The following is a 15605-nucleotide window of genomic DNA, read 5'->3' as shown; positions in this document are numbered from 1 at the left end:
TCCTTATTTCATCGCAATGGTGGTATTGACGCCGCTGCCGCCATCGTCCGGGGCGAACCAGCGCGCCGTGACGGTCTTGGTCTGCGTCCAGAAATACAGGGCTTGCTTGCCGTTCGGGCCCAGGTCGCCCAGTTTCGACGCGCGCGAGCCCGTGAAGCTGAAATAGGCGACGGGCACGGGGATGGCCACGTTGATGCCCACCTGCCCCACGTCGATCTCGTTCTGGAACTTGCGCCCCGCCCAGCCGGACGAGGTGAAGATCGAGGTGCCGTTGCCGTTCGGGTTGGCGTTGATGAAGGCGATCGCTTCGTCGAGCGTCTCCGTCTCGACCACGCACATGGCGGGGCCGAAGATTTCCTGCGTGTAGACGGCGTTCGAAGCAGCCACCTTCGAGAAAATCGTCGGGCCCATGAAGTTGCCGCCCTCGTAGCCGGCCACCTTGTGGCCGCGGCCGTCGAGCAGCAGCTGCGCGCCCTCATCCACACCCGCCTGGATCAGCTTTTCCGCGCGCTGCATGGCCGCCTTGGACACCATCGGACCCAGGTCGGCCGTGCGGTCGCTGCCAGGTCCCACTTTCAGCGCTTGCGAGCGGGCAACGATTTCCGGCAGCCAGGAGCGGGCCTCACCCACCAGCACGACGACGGAATTGGCCATGCAGCGCTGGCCGGCCGCGCCGAACGCGGCGCCGATCAGGTTATTGATCGCCTGTTCCTTGTTGGCGTCGGCCAGCACCACGCAATGGTTTTTCGCGCCCATCATCGATTGTGCGCGCTTGCCCGATTCGCTGGCGCGGCGGTAGACATGCGTGCCCACATGGGTGGAGCCGATGAAGGACACGGCCTTGATGTCGGGATGGTCGCACAGCATGTTGACGACGTCGGCGCCGCCATGCACGACGTTCAGCACGCCCGCCGGCAAGCCCGCCTGGTACATCAGTTCGACCAGGTACATGGTCGATGACGGGTCCTGCTCCGACGGTTTCAGGACAAACGTATTGCCGCAGGCGATAGCGATGGGGAACATGAAGCATGGCAGCATGACGGGGAAATTGAAGGCCGTGATGCCGGCGCCCACGCCCAGCGGCTGGTAGATATTGTAGACATCGACGCCCGTGGCCGCGTTTTCCGCGATTTCGCCCAGCTGCAGGGTGGCGATCGAGCACGCGTGCTCCACCACTTCCAGACCGCGCATCACTTCCCCTTCCGCGTCCGGCAGGGTCTTGCCATGTTCGCGGGTGATCAGTTCGGCCAGGGCGCCGATGTTTTCACGGATCAGCTGCTGGTACTTGAGCATGATGCGCATGCGCGCCGCCAGCGGGGTATTACGCCAGGTTTTAAACGCTTCCTTGGCCGTGGCGACGGCCAGATTGACTTCGTCGGGCGTGGAAAACGGCACCCTGGCGACGATGTCCTGCGTGGCCGGGTTGACAACGTCGCGCCATTCCGTGCTGGCCGAGGCGTGATGCTTGCCGGCGATGTGCAGGGGGATGGCGGGGACTGAGGTGAGGGCTTGGTTCATGATTGAGGCTCCGGGTGTGCGATGTTTGTTCAGCTAAACCCAACGGCGTAAAGCTGGGGTCAGACCCGACGGGTCTGACCCCGGAATTATTTTTTAACGAGATTGCACGCCGCCCCATCCATCGGCTTGAACGCCTGGTCGGCGGGAATGGTGGACAGCACTTTCAGGTAGTCCCACGCGCCTTTCGATTCGGCCGGGGTCTTCACCTGCACCAGGTACATGTCGTGGATGACGCGGCCGTCGGGGCGGATCGAGGCGTTGTTCATGACGGCGTCCTTGATCGGCAGCTCGCGCATTTTCTGGGCGACGATCTTCGAGTCGTCGCTTTTCGCGGCCGCCACCGATTTCAGGTAGTGGTAGACGCTCGAATACACGCCCGCCTGCACCATGGTCGGCTTGGCGCCCTTGTTGAGCGCCTCGAAGCGCTTGGCGAAGGCGCGGCTGCGGTCATCGAAATCCCAGTAAAAGCCGTCCGCGTAGACGAGGCCCTGGGCCGTTTCCAGCCCCAGCGCGTGCACGTCGGAGAGGAATACCAGCAAGGCGGCCAGGCGCTGGTCCTTGCCGCTGCCGATGCGGAATTCGCGCGCCTGCTTGATGGCCGAGACGGTGTCCGCGCCGCCGTTGGCCAGGCCGATCACCTGTGCTTTCGACCCTTGCGCCTGCACCAGGAAGGACGAGAAATCCGACGCGTTGAGCGGATGGCGCACGGCGCCCAGCACCGTGCCGCCATTGCGCTTGACGACTTCGCTGGCATCCTTTTCCAGCGAATGGCCGAACGCATAATCAACGGTGACGAAATACCACGACTTCTGTCCCAGCTTGGTCAGCGCCGCCGCCGTGCCGGCCGCCTGCGAATACGTGTCGAACATCCAGTGGAAGCCGTTCGGCGAGCAATCCTCGTTCGTCAGGCGTCCCGTGGCCGGGCCGCTGAACATGGCGATGCCGCCCTTCTCCTTCATCAGTTTTTGCACGGACAGGGCCACCGAGGAATTGGTCAGATCGGCGATGGCGTCGACCTTGTCGCGGTCGATCCATTCGCGCGCCTTGGAGGCGGCGATGTCGGCCTTGTTCAGGTGATCGGCCGAGAGGATTTCGATCTTCATGCCCTTGCATTCAGCCTTCAGACAATCCTCGACGGCCATCTGGCTGGCGACGACGGAGCCGCGCCCGCCCATGGCCGAATACGGGCCGGACATGTCGGTCAGGATGCCGACCTTGACGACGCCATCGGAAATCTGCGCGTGCGCGCCTGTGAAAGACAGGGAAAGCGCCAGCGCGCCCATGGCCAGAACGGTTTTTTTCATGCGTGTCTCCAGGTGAACGGGTTTTCTTATATGTTTAGATGCATTCTGCATGTGTAAAAATATGCGTTCAAGTGGAATTAATGCATAATTCCTTTGCAAAAATGCACAAGGAGAACAAAGTGCTCGATTGGGACAATGTACGGGTCTTCCTGGAACTGACGCGCAGCGCGGGACTCGTCGACGCGGCGAAAAAGCTGGGCATCGACCATTCCACCGTGTCGCGGCGCATGCGCAAGTTCGAGGAGCAGGTGGGCACGCAGCTGTTCGACCGCAATTACGTGGGCTACCAGCTGACGCCCGAGGGCCACCGCCTGATGGAATACGCGGAAACCATGGAAAGCACGGTGTTTGCCGCCACCGAGGAATTGGGCGAACACAACCGATTGCTGTCGGGCCAGGTGCGCCTGGGTGCCACGGAGGGCTTCGGCGCCATCGTGCTGGCGCCCCATTTGGCGCAGTTTTGCGGACGATACCCGCACATCAGCGTGGACCTGATCGCCGTGCCCCGCTTCGTCAGCCTGTCCAAGCGCGAGGCGGACGTAGCCATTTCCATCGAACGGCCCCTGTCCGGCCCCTACGTGGTGACGAAATTGTCCGACTACCGGCTGAAACTGTATGCCACGCCAGCCTACCTGGCGCGCCACGCAGCGATCACCAGCGTGGCGCAGCTGGCGCAGCACCCGATCATCGGCTATGTGGACGACCTGGTCTTCAGTTCGGAGCTGCGCTACATGGACAACGTGGCACCCGATTCCCTGCGCGCGTTTCGCAGCACCAGCGTCATCGCCCAGTACCACGCGGCGCGCGCGGGCCAGGCACTGGCGATCCTGCCCTGCTTCGTGGCGCAGCAGTCGAACGAACTGGTGCCCGTGCTCGACGGCGAGATCGACCTGCTGCGCGCCTTCTGGATGATTTCGCCCAGCGAGCGGCGCAACATCGCCCGGGTCAGCGCCCTGTGGAACTACCTGCGCAGCGCCATCGATTTGAATCACGCCTATCTGATGGGCGAGACGGCCACGCCCAGCTGGCCAACTTGAGCACACTGCGGCGCGCTACACTGTCGCCACATATTAATTACTAACGACGCCTGATAAAACCGTAGCGAGCGGAAGGGAGTTGTGGTCGAGACGCGCAACTGTACGAAGGTACAGTGAGCATCGCAGGCCGCGACTACCGACGCGCAGTAGGTTTTGGCAGGTGTTTCAGGAGATCGCCATGCTGATAGATGCAAACCAGGCCGTACTGGTCATTGTCGACCTGCAAGGCCGCTTGATGCCGGCCATCCACGACGCCGGCCTGGTGCTGGCGCAAAACCTGCGCCTGGCCAGAATCGCCCACCTGCTCGACGTGCCCGTGCTGGGCACGGAACAGAACCGCCAGGGACTGGGGCCGAACGTGGAAGAGATCGCCGTGCTGTGCGAACGGACCTTGCACAAGACGCATTTCGGCGCCTGTGCCGACGGCTTGCAGGCGATCTTGCCGCCCGGACGCAAACAGATCGTCGTCACCGGTTGCGAAGCCCATGTGTGCATGCTGCAGACGGCCATCGGCCTGCTCGAACTCGGGTATGACGTCATCATCGCCATCGACGCCGTCGGTTCGCGCCAGGCCGCCAGCCGCGACGCGGCGCTGGCCCGCCTGGGCAAGCTGGGCGCGCAGCTGGTGACGGTGGAAATGCTGGCCTTTGAATGGCTACGCGACTGCAAGCACCCGCGTTTCCGCGAGGTATTGGCGCTGATCAAATAGGCACTCCTTTACGCAGGATCAAACCCATCGGCTGCCCGTTTGCTAGCTTGGTAACAGCGTCGCCATCTTGAACGGCGCAACTGTCCAACCGAGCTGGAGAACCATCATGGCCTATATCCTGCGGGGCAAGCTGTGCGGCTTGATCTGTGCCGAATGTCCGGAACCGTTGTCGCACGTCATCGTGCGCCTGTACCGGCCGCGCGACACGCAAAACGTCACGGCCCTGGCCGTGGCCAGCGCCAAGGAGACCTTCGCCATCCTCTCTGACGAGGAAGTGCAGGCGAAAGCCCCCTTCCTGCTGGCCGAAGCGCGCACGGATGACGACGGCAACTACAGTTTCACCCTGGAAGGCGATTACCAGGGCGAGGCTGTGGAGGTCGATATCCTGTGCCCCACCGTGCCCCATTTGAAACCGGGACCGAAAGACCCCGTGCCGCTGCAATTTTCCATCACCACCCTCCAGCCCCGCTGGCGCCAGGTCGACAACGATTTCGTCGCTGTCTGGGACTATTGCCTGCCGCAACGCTTCTGGTGCCTGGTGCGCGCCCGTTTCGGCGCCTGGACCATCTGCGGCCGCCTGCGCACCTGCGACGCGCCGCACACGCCGATCGCGGGCGCCACCGTGCGCGCGTTCGACGCGGACTGGCTGCAGGACGATGCGCTGGGCGTTGCGGTGACGGACACCAACGGGCGCTTCCGCATCGACTACCTGACGTCGGACTTCACGCTGACGCCATTCTCGCCGTTCATCAACGTGGAATTTGCCAGCGGACCCGACGTGTACTTCACGGCGCAGCTGGGCAGCGTGACCATCCTGTCGGAAACGCAGGCGAACGGGCGCCAGCCGGGCCGCGAAAACGTGGGCCACTGTTTCTGCGTGGAATTGTGCTCGAAAGACGTCTTGCCGCCCGACGTGGAAGGCGTGCCCCACTGGCAGCAGGTGGAAGTGTTCGACATCCACCCCTTCCCCTCGATGGCGGGCTTTTCCGCGCAAGGCTATGCGGGCGGCCCCGGCGCCTCGTACGTGTTCGCCGGCGGCGTCACGTTGAAAGGCAATTGCCCGCTGCGCAACAGCGCCATTCCCGCCAATCCGCTCGAATACCGCTTCCTCATCGGCGAATGGTCCTGGCCGGGCGGCAGCGACGACCCGACAGCCTTGCCGACGGTGGCGCCGGCCAGCCTGGCGCCGTTGACGCAAGTGCTCGGCACGCTCGTCGGCTATGTGTTTTATACGAACGGACTGGGCCTGGCCGACTCGGCGCAGGTGATCGTCGATGCGGGCGACTTGAAACCGGGCGGCTGGATACGCGTGGACGGCAAGCCCGTCACCGTGGACATGCGCGACGGCACGACGGCCGTCGTCAACGTGGCGCCCAACATCTTCCTGCGCACCTTCGATTTGCTCGCCGTGAATACGCCCGCCATCACCAGCCTGCATCCGGCCAAGCTGCCTGGCGGCTTGCCCATCCTCGACGCGGGCCGCAGCCTGACGGCGGCCGAAAGCGAACCGATACGCCGCTACCGCCTGGGTTTCGAAGTGCGTGACGGAAATACCCTGGCGCTCGTGGCCACGGACGGGCTCGACTCGATCGTCTTCGACAACTCGCCCGTCATCGTGGCGCTGGACCTGGAAGAATTGCGCAGCAATGCCTGCAATCCCATCGCGGGCGGCCTCGTGCATATCCTGTACACGATAGACCACCCGCATTTGCGCTTTTTCAATATCACGATTTCCAACAACAACGGCATCCAGCATCCGCCGCCACCGCTGCCGGCCGCCAGTTTCACGCCGCCTCCACCGCCCAGCAATTATCTGTTCCGCGGCGGCGCGGGCGGGCCTCACCTGTCAGGCAACAATGGCGGCTTCCCCGTCAACGTGGCGCTCGACCCGCCGTGCGCCTACAGGGTGGCCATCGGTTGGCAGACGCGGCATTACCTGGCGTCCAGCCACAGCATTGACAGGCTGTACTGCAAATAGAATAGGCTTGATTCAGAAGTAACGCACCCACGCCTGCTTCGACGCGCGCTTGTAGCTGGCAAACGCGCGGCAGGGGAAGTACAGCACGGGCATCAGCAGCAAGGCCAGCAGCCAGACTTGCCAGATATGTTCGACGCCGTAGCGGGTGCCGTGATTGGCGCCCAGCACGGCCGTCAAGGTCAGGCCGATGGCCAGCAGCAGATACAGATGCAGCAAGTAGTAAAACATGGGCGCGCCGCCAAAGGTGGCGCAAGCCCGCGTGAACCCGTTATCGACGCTTTCCAGCCAGGCCAGGCCCAGCAAGCCAAGGCCCAGGGTGAACAGCAAAAAGTCCAGCGATGGCGGATACTTGGTGAAGTTCAGCACGCTCATGGCCGTGCGCAAGGCCGTGTCGCCCGCCACCCACGGCAGGGTTTCACCATACAGATTGAAGCCGCGCAGCAGGCCCAGCAGCAGCAAGCTGCCCGCGCCCAGCGCCAGCAGCCAGCGCCGCCGTGCCGTGGCAGAAAATGCGCGCGCATACAGGGGCCCGGCCGCATAACCGAGCACGATCACGCCTATCCATGGCAGCAACGGATAGCTGACCTTGATTTTCATCGCGCCGTCCGCCACCAGGTAACCGCGTTGCAGCAGCACCGTCAGCGCGTAATAGCCAAGGCTGCCCTGTTCGGCGCGCAAGCCGGTCATCAAATGCTGGCCCGCGATCATCGCCACACCGAGCACGAGCAGCACTTTCAAGGGCAACTTGTGCAGCACGGCCAGCGCCATCATGGCCAGGCCGATGACCCAGATCACCTGCAGGTACAGCACGGCGGGCGGAAACGCGCCGCTCCACGCGAAATTGACGAACACCAGTTCCAGCACCACCAGCAGCAAGCCCCGCTTGAACAGGAAACCGCTAGCACTGCGAGGACCGGCGGCCGGATGCGCGTACAACCAGGCGGACAGTCCCGTCAGGAAAACGAACATGGGCGCGCAGACGTGGGCGGCCAGGCGCGTGAAGAACAGGGCCGGATCGACGTGGGTCGCATCCATGGGGTCGCTGACCTGGTGATGTAAAAAGACGGTCTCGCGCACATGGTCGAACAGCATGATCAGCATGACGAGGCCGCGCATGACATCGATGACGGCGATGCGGGTGCGCAGGGTGGCGGGAGAAGTCAGGGGAGCAGTCATTGGTTGATGTATAAAAACTTTAGTGAGTCGGCAGTGTTATTTCACCCCACCAGCAAAATCTGGGGTCAGACCCGCCGGGTCTGACCCCGGCTCTATGCTGCTGGGTTCGAACAATGATGTGGCATGTACAGAGCCCCACAGTTAAAACCGGTAATGCGCATTCAGGGTCACCGTGCGCTCCGCCCCCGGCGCCACCCACAGTTGGCTGTAGGAACTCGCATAGTAGCTGCGGTTGAACAGGTTTTCCACGCTCAAAGCCAATCGCAGTCTGGCGTTGGGCGCATATGACGCCAACAACCTGGCCGTCGTATAGGCCGGCAGGGTAAATTGGCTGCTGACGGCCACGTCGCCCAGGCGCTCGCCCACATACTGAAAACCGCCGCCCACGCTGGCCGTGCCCGTACCCAGCGCGAATTGCTGCGTGGCCAGCAGGTTGGCGCTGTGGCGCGGCACGTTGGCGAAGCGGCTGCCCGTCACGATCGTATTGTCGCCGCGCGTGACGGTGGCGTTGGTGTAGGCATAGGCGCCCGAGACGCGCAAGCCGCGCGCCAGTTCGCCCGACACGTCCAGTTCCAGGCCCCGGCTGCCCACCTCGCCCGCCGCGATGGCGAAGTCCGTGTTGGCGGGATTGGTCGTCAGCACATTGCTCTTGCGGATGTCGTACACGGCCACGGTGCCCGTCAGCTTGCCCGTTTCCAGCTTGGCGCCCAGTTCATACGAGCGGCTGCGCTCGGCCGGGAAAGCCTGGTTATCGATGCTGATGCCGCTGTTGGGCCGGAAACCCTTCGCCGCGCTCGCGTACAGCGACCACATTGTCGACGGCTGGTAGACGAGGCCCGCGCGCGGGCTGGTGGCCGACAGCGACTGGCGGTTGCTCACGTTCAGGCGATGGTTCGCCACATCCTGCGTGTAGCTGTCGCGGCGCACACCAACGAGCGCCTTCCATTGGGCGCCCAGGTCGATCTGGTCCTGCGCGTACAGGCCGCGCGCCCGTTGCCCTTCCTGCGTGTCGATGGACCGGGCCAGCGGCGCGGCCTTGCCACCATACACGGGATTGAAAATGTCGATGGCATAGGCATTCGCGGCGCTGGGGTTGCGCCGCAGCTGTACCCGGTGGTCGTCGAAATGGTAGGCGTCCACGCCGGCCAGCACCTCGTGCGCCAGCGCGCCCGTTTTGAACTTGCCCAGCACTTCAAGGCGGGCGGAGACGTCGGTGGCCGAGAAATCGCGGTGGCGGCGCTGCCGGTTCAGGGTGCGGCCATCGGCCAGCAGCTTGTTCGCCTCGGTCGAATAACCGCGCAATTCGCTGTCGCGGCAGGAAGCGCCCGCCTGCACAGTCCAGTCGTCGGACAGCGCGTGGTGGATGAACAGCTGCTGCCCCAGCGACTTGACCGTCATAGGGCCGTCGCCCGGTTCGCCCAGGAAACGCGACACGGGCACGGCCCCCAGCTTGCCGTTCACGGCCACCACGCCCCGGTCGAACGGCGCGCGCTGGCGCACCGCTTCGATTTCATACGAGACGGTCGTGTGCTCGCCCGCCAGCCAGATAAACGAGGGAGAAAACAGGCTGCGCTCGACTTTCAGCGTATCGCGGAAGCTGTGCCCTTCCTCGTGCGCGGCGTTCAGGCGGTAGGCGATGGTGTCGCTCAACGGTCCCGTCAAGTCGACGGCGGCGCGGCGCGTGCGGAAGCTGCCCAGCGCAACATCGGCGCTGTATTCCGGCGCGAACTTCGGCTTTTTCGTCGTGATGTTCACCGTGCCGCCCGGCTCGCCCCGGCCGTACAGGGCCGATGCGGGGCCTTTGAGCACTTCCACATTCTGCGTATTGCCGCCGTCGCGCATGCCGTTGTAGCCGCGGCTGGAACTGAAGCCGTTGACCATGTAGTCGGAACCGAAATTCGGGTCGCCCGTGAAACCGCGCATGGCATAGCTGTCCCACAGGCCGCCCAGCGGACTTTGTTTTGAAATACCGCTGGCCAGGTCCAGCGCGCCCGCCAAAGTCGTCACGCCCGCGTCGCGCAGCAGGTCGCTTGTGAGCACGCGCACGCTTTGCGGCAAGTCCATCAATAAAGCGTCCGTCTTGGTGGCGCCCGTGGCGGACAGACTGCGGTAATGCTGGCGCTCGGCCTTGACGGTAACGACATCGCCGGCCTGCACATCATCGATTGCCAGTGACCAGGGGCTGGCGGCGGCAAGTAACAGCGCCACGGGGCGGCGTAAAAACACGGGCATGGAATTCCTGACGAAGGCGCAAATCAATGCAATAGGCTTGCATTATAATTGATAATCAATTCTCATTAAAGCCTTCATGAACAATCTGCGCCAAAAACTCCACGAACACCTGCACCTTGGCGGCGCGCAGCTGACGCGGGTGGAACAGCGCCCACAAGTCCGGTCCCCGCGTGCGGAACGGCTGCAGCACGGGCACCAGGGTCCCCTCGCGCAAAGGCTGCAAGACGGAAACGGATAGCGCCTGCACGATGCCGCAACCGGCCTGGGCAGCGGCGATCATCGATTCGATATGGTCGAAAGACAAGGCGGCAGCGGGCGTGTGGGCGTACGGCTCGCCTGCTTCCCCATCCTGGAACAGCCAGGGCCGCACCTGGCGCGCTTTCGGATACAGGAAATGCAGGCAGGCAAACTGGTCCAGTTCCTGCGGCTTGCGCGGCATGCCATGCCGGGCGATGAAGGCGGGGGAAGCGCAGCACAGATAATCCATGGTCAGCAAGCTGCGCGCCACCAGCGACGAATCCTGCGGTTCGCCGATGCGCAGCATCACGTCGATGCCCTCTTCCACCATGTCGACCAGGCGGTCGCTGACCGTCAGGCGCAGGGAAATATCGGGATAGGCGGCGGTAAAGCGGGGCAAGGCGGGCGCCACCAGATTGCGGCTGATGCTGCTGGGCATATCCACGCGCAGGCTGCCCGAGGGTTTCCCTGCCGCCTGTTCCAGACTGGATTCCAGCGCCGCCATGCCGGCCAGCACCTGGCGCGCCTGCGCGTGGCACTGCTGGCCTTCGGCCGTGAGCGACATGCTGCGCGTCGTGCGCTGCAAGAGGCGCACGCCGAAATGCTTTTCCAGCGCCGCCACCTGGTTCGTCACGGACGAGGTGGAAATGCCCAGGCGCTGCGCCGCCTTGCTGAAGCCGCCCGCTTCGACCACGGCGCAAAACACCTTCATCGCTTCCAGTTTGTCCATGCCTTCCCTTCCTGTTTGTCAGGCGATTATCCACGATTCCGCAATAGTGCATCGGGCCGCGCCCGGTTTTTCTTTATTCCCTTCCCGCCTAGACTGGGGGCATCAACCACAGGAGAATCCCATGCAAGCCCTCGTCCTCACCAGCTTCGCCACCCGCATGACCATCGAGCAGCTGCCCGTGCCGCAGCCCGGCCCCGGGCAAGTCCTCGTGCGCATCGCCGCCAGCGGCGTCAATCCGCTCGACGCGAAAATCGCCGCCGGCGCCGCGCCGCACGCCCGGCCGCGCCTGCCCGCCATCCTCGGCATCGACGTGGCCGGCACCGTAGCTGCCGTGGGCGAAGGCGTGACGACTTTTCACGTTGGCGCAACAGTCTATGGCATGGCGGGCGGCATCGGCGGCATCCAGGGTTCGCTGGCCGAGTACGGCATCTTCGACGCCGCCCTGCTGGCGCCCGTGCCGCAAGGACTGAGCCTGCGCGAGGCGGCCGCCCTGCCCCTCGTCTTCATCACGGCCTGGGAAGGGCTGGTCGACCGCGCCCACGTGAAGGCGGGCGACAGCGTGCTCGTGCATGGCGGCGCGGGCGGCGTGGGCCACATGGCCGTGCAGCTCGCCGTCGCCCTGGGCGCGAAGGTGTCTGCCACGGGCAGCGCCGCCAGCCGCGCGGCCATCGAAGCGCTGGGCGCGCGCTTCATCGATTACCGCACCAGCACGGTCGATGACTACGTGGCCGAGCATACGGGCGGCGCCGGCTTCGACATCGTCTACGACACGGTGGGCGGCACCACCCTGGACGCCAGTTTCAAGGCGGCACGCATGTATGGCGGCCACGTCGTCAGCTGCCTCGGCTGGGGCACGTTCGCCCTGAGCCCGCTGACGGCGCGCGCGGCGACTTACTCGGGCGTGTTCACCCTGCTGCCCCTGTTGAGCGGCGAGCATCACGCGCACCATGGCGCCATCCTGCGCGAAGCCAACAAGTTAATAGAGACGGGCAAGCTGCAGGTGCGGCTCGATCCACGCCGCTTTAGCTTGCGCACGGCACACGAGGCGCATGTGGCACAGATGGACGGCAGCGCGCGCGGCAAGCTGGTGGTGAATGTGGCGGATTGAAGGCAGGCTTGTTTCTCAAGCGCGCAAGCGCTAATATACAAGCATTAACTTGCATATTGAGGTGAGGCGAAAATGCTGCGTGAACAACTGGAAAAACTGCTGGCGCAGGGCCGCGACAGCGCCCTGCTGCGCTTTGGCCTGGGCGACGCCTGCCTGAAAGACAATGACGCCGAGCAAGCCGTCATCCACCTGGCGCAGGCGACGCAACAGCAAACAAGCTATTCCGCCGCCTGGAAGCTGCTGGGCAAGGCCCTGCTCCAGCTGGGCAGGCTGGATGAAGCGCAGGCTGCCTGGACCACGGGCGTCACAGTGGCCCAGCAGCAAGGCGACCTGCAAGCCGTCAAGGAAATGACGGTGTTCCTGAAACGCCTGCAAAAACAGCGGCAGGCGGCAGAATAAAACGATTAATGCACGTGCGCGGCGGCCTTGGCATCAAGAGGCACCGCCTCGCCCCGTTCCTTCGCCAGCCGCTTGGCCAGCAAGCCGCCCGCTTCGGTCGCATAGGCGCGGCAGGCGTTGGCGTCGATCAGGGGATTGTCCGTACCGCTGCGCCTGGCGGCCTTGCCCAGCACGTCCGTCGTGCCCGGATGCACGGGGATGATGATGTCGCATGGCAAGGCCGCCACCTTGGCGATGCTCGCTTCGAACGAGGCAGAAATATCGGGCGTGCCGCCTTTGCCTGTATAAGTGAAATCGCCGCTCGCATAAGGATTCAGGCTGTCCGCATACACCACATTCAGGCAGCGTGCATCTTCGCATGAGGTCCAAGTCCACGTCGTGCCGCCGGGCGTGTGGCCCGGCGTCATGTGGGCCGTGAGCACCAGGGGGCCCACCTTGACGGTATCGCCCTCGCCCACCACCTTGACCTTGGCCACCTTGGCCACATGCACGACGGGATTGGCCTGGTATTGCGGGTCATCCTTGCCATTCGTGCCGCTTTGCAGGCCCAGGGCACCCGAGGCGCTGGCCATGACGGTGGCACCGCTCGCCCGCTGCAGCGCGGCAATGCCGCCCGCATGGTCCCAATGGGCGTGCGAATTGAGGATGACTTTCACATCCTCGATGCGAAAGCCCAGCGTCTTGATGTTCGCGATGATCAGGGGCGCCGATTGCGGCAGCGCGCCGTCGAGCAGGATGTGGCCCTGCGGGCTCGTCACCAGCACGGCGGACAGGCCTGCCGTGCCCACATACCAGCTATTGCCATAGATATTGAACGGCTTGACGGGCCCATTCCATTCCTTGCAATTGTCGCAATTAACAGGTTTATCCTGCACCGGCGCGGGGGTCTTCGCCTGCACCGTGCCCGCCGCCATGGTCGCAACCGTAGCCAGCATCAACTTCGCCAATAGTGTCATTGTCATCTCCAGAGTGTAAAAAGAAAGGCGGCCGCACGCGCGGCGCGCCCGGGGGGGGTATCAATGCATGCGGCCTGGGCTCCCGGCCAGGGTGTCGCGGATGTGTCCGGCGTCTAGCGAACGCCGCTGCGCGCCGTCGGCGTCGAGCAGCACCACGGTGACGTGCTTGCCGCCGCTGCGCATGCGCATGGTCAGGCAGCTGCCCGCCTCGTGGCTGCTGCCCGTCTTGGACAATACAATGTCCCAGCCCTTGCCGCCGACCAACGGATTGGTGTTGCGCAGGGTGCGGACCTTGCCATTGACGGCCACGCTCGCTTGCGGATGGCTGGTGATGCGCGCAATGTCCGGATAGCGCGCGGCGGCCGCGACGATCTTTGCCACCTCGCTGGCCGTCGACGTATTCGCGGGCGAACTGCCGACAGGGTCCGTCAGGTTGGTGCGGCGCAAGCCCAGGTGGCGTATCTTCGCTTGCAAGGCTTGCTGAAAAGCCGCGTTGCCGCCGGGATAAGTGCGCGCCAGCGCGGCGGCGGCGCGGTTTTCGGATGGCAGCAGCGCCAGTTGCAACAGCGCGCCGCGCGACACGGCCACGCCGTCGGCCAGCAGGCTGCGGCGCTGCAAGGATGCATCGCCATCGGCGCGCACGATGCGCAGCTGTTCGTCGGGGGCCAGGCCCGCGTCGAGCACCACCATGGCCGTCATCAGCTTGGTGATCGAGGCGATGGGCACGACGGCGTCCGCGTCTTTCGCCATCAGCACCTGGCCCGTGCTGTCGTCAAATACCAGCATGTGTTTCGCGCTGACGGGGAAGTCCAGCATCGCGGCGGCGGCATCGGCCAGCATCGTCCCGTTGACGGCAGGCTTGCCCTGCACCTGCAGCAGCAAGGTGGCGCAGGCCAGCAGCAAGGCGGGCACGGCCAGTTTCCAGCCGGCCGTATCACGCCCGGGCGCCATCAGGCGTTCGATGCGCGTGAGCAGCGCCCCGCCCCGGGCCGACATCAGCAAGCCGGCATGTTGCGGGATGGCCGTGTGCAGGGACAAGGCATGCAGCGCCGTGGCCAGCTGCTGCGGGTCTTGCAGTGCTTGCGCGGCCAGCGCGTCGGCCACCTGTTCCCGTTCGGCCCGCATGCGCGCCGACAGCCACCAGACGACGGGGTGAAAAAACAGCAGCGCCTCGGCCACGCTTTGCAGCAGGTTGACCAGGTAATCCCAGCGCCGCACGTGCGCCAGTTCATGCGCCAGCAGCGCTTCGAGCAAGGCGACGGGCATGCCGCTCAGCAAGGCGGCCGGCAGCAGGATGACGGGGCGCCAGAATCCCACCGTGACGGGGCTGGACAATCCCCCGTGCAGCTTCAGCGGCACTTTCCGACTGCCGTGCAAGCCCATGCGCAGCGCCAGCGCATCGAGGCGCGCCTGCCAGATGGCGGGCGCGGCCACTGCCTGGCGGCGCAGCTTGCCGACCCAGGCCAGGCCCAGGCACAGGCGCAAACTCATCAGGGCGACACCGGCGCTCCAGGCCAGCACCAGGGCCGGCATCCACGCTTGCAGCGCGGCGCGCCAGGCGGGCGGAGCGTCCACCGTCAGCCGGGCCGGCGATGCGCCCGACAGCAGGGACAGCAGGTGCACAAAAGGAATACAAACGCACAGCAGCAGCGCCAGCGCGCAGACGGCATAGCGCCAGCGCGCGCTGGCCTGACGCAGCAGCCAGAGCAGGACGGCGGACACGGCACCGACGATCAAGCCCTGCCAGACGAAATACAGCAAGACCCAGCCCAGCGCAGGGACCAGCTTGCCCAACTCGATGCCCAAGCGCATGTCCACATTCATGGCTGTTTGCCATCCTTGCTGCGCAGAATTTTTTCAATTTCCAGGCGTTCCGCGTCGCTCACGTGCTCGCGCAGCGCCGTCAGCACCAGCGCCTTGCCGGAGCCGGAAAACACCTTGCCGATCAAGTCCTTGAGCAGACTCGTTTGCAGCTTTTCCTGCGCATCGACGGCCGCATACAGCTGCGGTCGCTGGCTTTCGTCGCGGCTCAGCAAGCCCTTGCCATGCATCAGCTGCAACTGGCGCAGCACGGTGGCGTAACTGGCGTCGGCACGCTCTTCGGCCAGGGCGTCGTACACGGCGCGCGCGTCGGACGGACCGCGCCGCCACAGGATGCGCAGCAGATCCAGTTCGGCGGCCGTGGGATGGGGAGTGGAGGTATTTTTTAACATGACGCTAG

Annotated in this window: 13 protein-coding genes; 5 read left to right on the top strand and 8 right to left on the bottom strand. The window is 64.7% G+C overall.

The genetic code is table 11. From position 1 onward, the window contains the following. Positions 1-3: 3 nt before the first annotated feature. Entirely contained in the window at positions 4-1518 is a 1515-nt protein-coding gene (locus AC1Q6X_RS25025; RefSeq protein ID WP_492498725.1) for a CoA-acylating methylmalonate-semialdehyde dehydrogenase, read from the bottom strand. An 86-nt stretch (positions 1519-1604) separates the two neighbouring features. Continuing rightward, positions 1605-2801: an ABC transporter substrate-binding protein gene (locus tag AC1Q6X_RS25020; RefSeq protein WP_492498733.1), complete on the bottom strand. Its 1197-nt coding sequence runs from the start codon at positions 2799-2801 to the stop codon at positions 1605-1607. A gap of 140 nt (positions 2802-2941) precedes the next feature. Between AC1Q6X_RS25020 and AC1Q6X_RS25015 the strand changes: the two genes are divergently transcribed. From AC1Q6X_RS25015 to AC1Q6X_RS25005, 3 genes are all read left to right on the top strand, one after another. Further along, complete coding sequence (locus tag AC1Q6X_RS25015; RefSeq protein ID WP_121671030.1) at positions 2942-3859, top strand: LysR family transcriptional regulator; 918 nt, start codon at positions 2942-2944, stop codon at positions 3857-3859. A 178-nt stretch (positions 3860-4037) separates the two neighbouring features. Then, positions 4038-4568: an isochorismatase family protein gene (locus AC1Q6X_RS25010; RefSeq protein WP_492498724.1), complete on the top strand. Its 531-nt coding sequence runs from the start codon at positions 4038-4040 to the stop codon at positions 4566-4568. Positions 4569-4674: 106 nt separating this feature from the next. Then, the gene (locus tag AC1Q6X_RS25005; RefSeq protein WP_492498723.1) at positions 4675-6546 is read left to right on the top strand and encodes a carboxypeptidase-like regulatory domain-containing protein; all 1872 of its coding nucleotides are present in this window, start codon (positions 4675-4677) and stop codon (positions 6544-6546) included. A 12-nt stretch (positions 6547-6558) separates the two neighbouring features. On the opposite strand, the gene AC1Q6X_RS25000 is transcribed toward AC1Q6X_RS25005, so the two are convergent. From AC1Q6X_RS25000 to AC1Q6X_RS24990, 3 genes are all read right to left on the bottom strand, one after another. Next, positions 6559-7722 (bottom strand): acetyltransferase domain-containing protein, encoded by a 1164-nt coding sequence (locus tag AC1Q6X_RS25000; protein WP_492498721.1) that lies wholly within the window; start codon positions 7720-7722, stop codon positions 6559-6561. Positions 7723-7863: 141 nt separating this feature from the next. Further along, the gene (locus AC1Q6X_RS24995; protein WP_492498720.1) at positions 7864-9954 is read right to left on the bottom strand and encodes a TonB-dependent siderophore receptor; all 2091 of its coding nucleotides are present in this window, start codon (positions 9952-9954) and stop codon (positions 7864-7866) included. A 55-nt stretch (positions 9955-10009) separates the two neighbouring features. Next, the gene (locus AC1Q6X_RS24990) at positions 10010-10921 is read right to left on the bottom strand and encodes a LysR family transcriptional regulator (RefSeq protein WP_492498718.1); all 912 of its coding nucleotides are present in this window, start codon (positions 10919-10921) and stop codon (positions 10010-10012) included. A gap of 121 nt (positions 10922-11042) precedes the next feature. On the opposite strand from AC1Q6X_RS24990, the gene AC1Q6X_RS24985 reads away from it, so the two are divergent. Both AC1Q6X_RS24985 and AC1Q6X_RS24980 read left to right on the top strand, forming a co-directional pair. Next, positions 11043-12029: a zinc-dependent alcohol dehydrogenase family protein gene (locus AC1Q6X_RS24985; RefSeq protein WP_492498717.1), complete on the top strand. Its 987-nt coding sequence runs from the start codon at positions 11043-11045 to the stop codon at positions 12027-12029. Positions 12030-12101: 72 nt separating this feature from the next. Then, positions 12102-12428: a tetratricopeptide repeat protein gene (locus AC1Q6X_RS24980; RefSeq protein ID WP_492498716.1), complete on the top strand. Its 327-nt coding sequence runs from the start codon at positions 12102-12104 to the stop codon at positions 12426-12428. 5 nt (positions 12429-12433) lie between these two features. Here AC1Q6X_RS24980 and bla read toward each other — a convergent pair whose 3' ends face one another. From bla to AC1Q6X_RS24965, 3 genes are all read right to left on the bottom strand, one after another. Continuing rightward, positions 12434-13363 carry a subclass B3 metallo-beta-lactamase gene (bla, locus tag AC1Q6X_RS24975; protein ID WP_492498715.1) on the bottom strand — a complete coding sequence of 310 codons (930 nt, stop codon included), beginning with the start codon at positions 13361-13363 and terminating at the stop codon, positions 12434-12436. 81 nt (positions 13364-13444) lie between these two features. Then, positions 13445-15208, bottom strand: coding sequence for a M56 family metallopeptidase (locus AC1Q6X_RS24970; protein ID WP_492498714.1), 1764 nt, complete (start codon positions 15206-15208; stop codon positions 13445-13447). Further along, on the bottom strand, positions 15205-15597 hold the full coding sequence (locus AC1Q6X_RS24965) for a BlaI/MecI/CopY family transcriptional regulator (RefSeq protein WP_070310901.1): 393 nt from the start codon (positions 15595-15597) through the stop codon (positions 15205-15207). The genes AC1Q6X_RS24970 and AC1Q6X_RS24965 overlap by 4 nt, the downstream gene beginning before the upstream one ends. Between the last annotated feature and the right edge of the window lie 8 nt (positions 15598-15605).

This window comes from Janthinobacterium sp. GW823-FHT06H09 (assembly GCF_058794735.1).
Note: the sequence above shows the minus strand (reverse complement) of the source record. Positions and strands in the feature narration are given on the sequence as shown.

Excerpts from the sequence above, each read along its gene's own strand:
- AC1Q6X_RS24985 (WP_492498717.1), top strand. The coding sequence starts at position 11,043 with ATGCAAGCCCTCGTCCTCACCAGCTTCGCCACCCGCATGACCATCGAG.
- AC1Q6X_RS25010 (WP_492498724.1), top strand. The coding sequence starts at position 4,038 with ATGCTGATAGATGCAAACCAGGCCGTACTGGTCATTGTCGACCTGCAA.
- AC1Q6X_RS24965 (WP_070310901.1), bottom strand. The coding sequence starts at position 15,597 with ATGTTAAAAAATACCTCCACTCCCCATCCCACGGCCGCCGAACTGGAT.
- AC1Q6X_RS24980 (WP_492498716.1), top strand. The coding sequence starts at position 12,102 with ATGCTGCGTGAACAACTGGAAAAACTGCTGGCGCAGGGCCGCGACAGC.
- AC1Q6X_RS24990 (WP_492498718.1), bottom strand. The coding sequence starts at position 10,921 with ATGGACAAACTGGAAGCGATGAAGGTGTTTTGCGCCGTGGTCGAAGCG.
- AC1Q6X_RS25000 (WP_492498721.1), bottom strand. The coding sequence starts at position 7,722 with ATGACTGCTCCCCTGACTTCTCCCGCCACCCTGCGCACCCGCATCGCC.
- AC1Q6X_RS24970 (WP_492498714.1), bottom strand. The coding sequence starts at position 15,208 with ATGAATGTGGACATGCGCTTGGGCATCGAGTTGGGCAAGCTGGTCCCT.
- AC1Q6X_RS25005 (WP_492498723.1), top strand. The coding sequence starts at position 4,675 with ATGGCCTATATCCTGCGGGGCAAGCTGTGCGGCTTGATCTGTGCCGAA.
- AC1Q6X_RS25025 (WP_492498725.1), bottom strand. The coding sequence starts at position 1,518 with ATGAACCAAGCCCTCACCTCAGTCCCCGCCATCCCCCTGCACATCGCC.
- AC1Q6X_RS24995 (WP_492498720.1), bottom strand. The coding sequence starts at position 9,954 with ATGCCCGTGTTTTTACGCCGCCCCGTGGCGCTGTTACTTGCCGCCGCC.
- AC1Q6X_RS25020 (WP_492498733.1), bottom strand. The coding sequence starts at position 2,801 with ATGGGCGCGCTGGCGCTTTCCCTGTCTTTCACAGGCGCGCACGCGCAG.
- bla (WP_492498715.1), bottom strand. The coding sequence starts at position 13,363 with ATGCTGGCTACGGTTGCGACCATGGCGGCGGGCACGGTGCAGGCGAAG.